3 protein-coding genes and 3 pseudogenes are annotated in these 2941 nt (G+C 58.1%); 4 read left to right on the forward strand and 2 right to left on the reverse strand.

Features of this window, described 5'->3' with window-relative positions; all coding sequences use genetic code 11:
- The 3 genes and pseudogenes from IVA82_RS23245 to IVA82_RS23255 form a co-directional block, all read left to right on the forward strand.
- Positions 1-265, forward strand: a pseudogene (locus IVA82_RS23245) (hypothetical protein); the annotation flags it as partial.
- Positions 266-587: 322 nt separating this feature from the next.
- Positions 588-959 (forward strand): alcohol dehydrogenase catalytic domain-containing protein, encoded by a 372-nt coding sequence (locus IVA82_RS23250; protein ID WP_247493569.1) that lies wholly within the window; start codon positions 588-590, stop codon positions 957-959.
- Positions 960-991: 32 nt separating this feature from the next.
- On the forward strand, positions 992-1687 hold the full coding sequence (locus IVA82_RS23255) for a zinc-binding dehydrogenase (RefSeq protein ID WP_247493570.1): 696 nt from the start codon (positions 992-994) through the stop codon (positions 1685-1687).
- A 212-nt stretch (positions 1688-1899) separates the two neighbouring features.
- Here the strand turns inward: IVA82_RS23255 and IVA82_RS23260 are convergent.
- A pseudogene (locus tag IVA82_RS23260) lies at positions 1900-2079 on the reverse strand (transposase); the annotation flags it as partial.
- Positions 2074-2336: pseudogene (locus IVA82_RS23265) on the reverse strand (ATP-binding protein); the annotation flags it as partial. The pseudogenes IVA82_RS23260 and IVA82_RS23265, both read right to left, overlap by 6 nt.
- A 440-nt stretch (positions 2337-2776) precedes the next feature.
- On the opposite strand from IVA82_RS23265, the gene IVA82_RS23270 reads away from it, so the two are divergent.
- The coding region (locus IVA82_RS23270) for a creatininase family protein (RefSeq protein ID WP_247493571.1) at positions 2777-2941 on the forward strand (165 nt) is incomplete at its 3' end.

Raw genomic sequence — 2941 nt, forward strand, 5'->3', positions numbered from 1 at the left:
CAGGCTGGAACCTCCAGCCAACGATCTGTTTGCGATCCATCCAGCGAGCAGCGGAAAGCGACTTCATCAGCCTTGTCGACCGTTCCGTGAACGTAAACTTGGCGACCAAACCAAGGATGATATCGATAAAGAATCTCGCGAAGAACGGTCCTGTGGGCGTTCTCAAACCTTGTTGTACAACGCACGAAGGCCCCATTCGAGCCTTGACGACATGACCCCGGATCAAGCCTACTTCAACCTTCCGCCGCTCCGCGTGGCGGCCTAATCTCGGCAGAGGCTCCACTTATCGACGCGGAAAGTCTGTTCAGACAAGCGGGACCAGCTCTGTTCCCCTCTGCTTTGAGAACCATCTCGTCCAGATCGGTGCGGCGTTCAAAGCGGATAAAGACGTCCTGAAATTGCAGAATATCGTCGAAAATGGCATCGATTTGCGTTTTTTAGCACCCATACCCCGGCATATTCTTCACGACTGCCACAGCAACGTAAGTTGCTCTGCGCAATCGCTACAACGACTAAATTAGCGTGATTTCTTATGATTACGATCGTTGGTGGCCTGGAGTTGGTATTTGTACCATGAAGGAAATCCTTTGAAGTTCAAAGCTGCCGTTCAGTCGGAATCTCGAAAGCCACTTGAGATCGAAACACTTGCCCTCACTGAACTTTCCGATACTGATGTGCTTATCCGCGTGTGCGCCACGAGTCTCTGCCACACCGACCTCGAGGCGACACAGGACAATTTGGGAATACCGCTCCCCTTCGTGCCAGGTCATGAGGCGGCTGGTGTTGTCGAGTGGATTGGCAAATCTGTCACGCTGGTGCAGATCGGTGATCACGTCGTAACGTCTTGGAATCCGCATTGCGGCAAGTGCTTCTATTGCGAGCGTCGTCAGCGATCCTGTGCGAGCCATATCGAGCACATACTGCGCACTCGTATCACTTTGACGGACGTCCGCGTATAATGCGCGATGGCGGGGAACCTGTGCATCAACTGATGTATTCAGGCAGTTTCGCCGAACTATGCGTCGTGGATCAGCGCTGCGCGGTCAAAGTGCCGCGCGAAATTCCGTTTAATCGCGCCTGCCTAATCGGGTGTGGCGTAATGACCGGATTCGGAGCGGCGATCCATATCGCTCGGGTAGAAGATGGCGCAACGGTCACTGTAATAGGTTGCGGCGCAGTCGGCTTATCAGCTGTGCAGGGTGCGCGCCTCGCGGGCGCATCGCGCGTGATTGCGGTTGACCGGCGGCGCGACAAGCTCAATATCGCAGCGATCGTCGGTGCCACGCATACTTTGCTCGCCGATGACTCTCTTAGTGCGTGCCACTCTAAACTCACTCATGGGCGGGGTAGCGATTGCGTAATCGAAGCTGCAGGCAATCGCACGGCCTTTCGCGCGAGCGTCGAGATGGTACGGCCTGGTGGCCAGGTCGTGTGGCTCGGCAAGCTACAGGGGAGTGAAGAGATTGCGTTCCGCTGGGGCACACTCATGGGTGAAAAGCACATCATACGGTCAAGCTACGGGGGTGCCGATCCGTGGAATGACTTCCCTAGGCTCGCGAACGCATATCTCGATGGCTCGCTCAAACTCGACGAGTATGTCACGTCATCCATTACGCTTGCCGATGTCAACACCGGCCTCGCGCGACTCGCCGCTGGCGACGACATCCGCGCAGTGATCGAGCTCTGACGATGGCGCATCAGACCTCCCCTTGCTTGTCCGCAAAGGAGGGCTGATCCGCGGTTCGATCGCCGCCTTCGAGAGCGTCAGGCCGGTCTCAACAGGGTGGCCGGCTTCGATCGGAGTGGCCGACTTCCGTCGGAATCGGCGGGGGGCCGACTTCCGTCGGAATCGGTGCCGACGAAATCACTGGCCAGCTTGCATCGGATTACGCAGACTGTTTACGTCCTCATGCATCGCGCCCACTGCACGGCCGATTCATCGTTCTGTTCAAGCAGGCTCGCGCCTACAAGACGGATGATAGCATCATCATTTGGGAAGATTCCGACGACCTCGGTGCGCCGCTTGATCGCGCCGTTGAGACGCTCGATCTGATTTTTGCTGTGGAGCTTGGCGCGATGGTTCCTTTGGCCAAGCGCGAGAGCGGCGAAAAAGCGTGCCACGCGATGGTAGACTACGCGAAGTCATCCCCGCAAGCCTTGTGGCCGAGGCCGCAAGCAAACCAACTTTTGCCGACGCCGCAGGGCCCGGTGATAAAGAGATTATTTCTTGCCCGGATCCAGTCGCCGGCGTTGTGTCTTAGAAAGGGCGGGCGGTCGAGACCACGGATAGCGCGGCAGTCGACATCCACGACGCAAGCGGCGCGACGCAGCTTGGCGGCGAGCTCTGTCTTCAAGTGAAGGCGCGCAAGCGCCACACAGACGCCACCGGGTTGCCGATCGGGGCAGTCGTGGACGAAGCCGCATCCAGGACTGCGACACGCTGCGATTCTATTGGCTCGATCGCGCGCGACATCCTTGGCTGCGGCATGTGTTCGCCGATGCCGCTTACGCGGGCCGCAAGCACGCCGTCGCAACTGCGTGGACTCGGTGCTCGACCAATTGAGATCGCGCGGAAACGGCAAGTCAAAGGTGTCGGGTGCAGCTTTTGAGCATTGGGCGGCGCTACATCAGGGAATTTCGGCCCAAGGGACCTCTTAATGTGGGATATAGCGTCACGTGGCTCGAGAGGGACTGAGGTATAACGCCGCCCTTATCGAATTGGGACTACACGATGTGATGATCTACCAAAGGCAGGACATTCACAGGAGGGCATGAGATGGAAATCGAATGGCGGCGGTTGCGGGCTGATCAGTTGCGTGAACGCGCGAAGGAGGATGCGATTGTCATCGTCCCGGTGGGTGCGCTCGAGCAGCACGGCCCACACCTGCCGGTCGAGATCGACAGTCTTCTCGGCGAGGCGGTTGCACTGCGAACGGCGCGC

This window comes from Bradyrhizobium sp. 142, from assembly GCF_023074015.1.
Classification (GTDB): Bacteria; Pseudomonadota; Alphaproteobacteria; order Rhizobiales; family Xanthobacteraceae; genus Bradyrhizobium.

What these genes read in the sequence shown, in the direction of transcription:
- IVA82_RS23255 (WP_247493570.1), top strand. Translation starts at nt 992, where the DNA reads ATGTATTCAGGCAGTTTCGCCGAACTATGCGTCGTGGATCAGCGCTGC.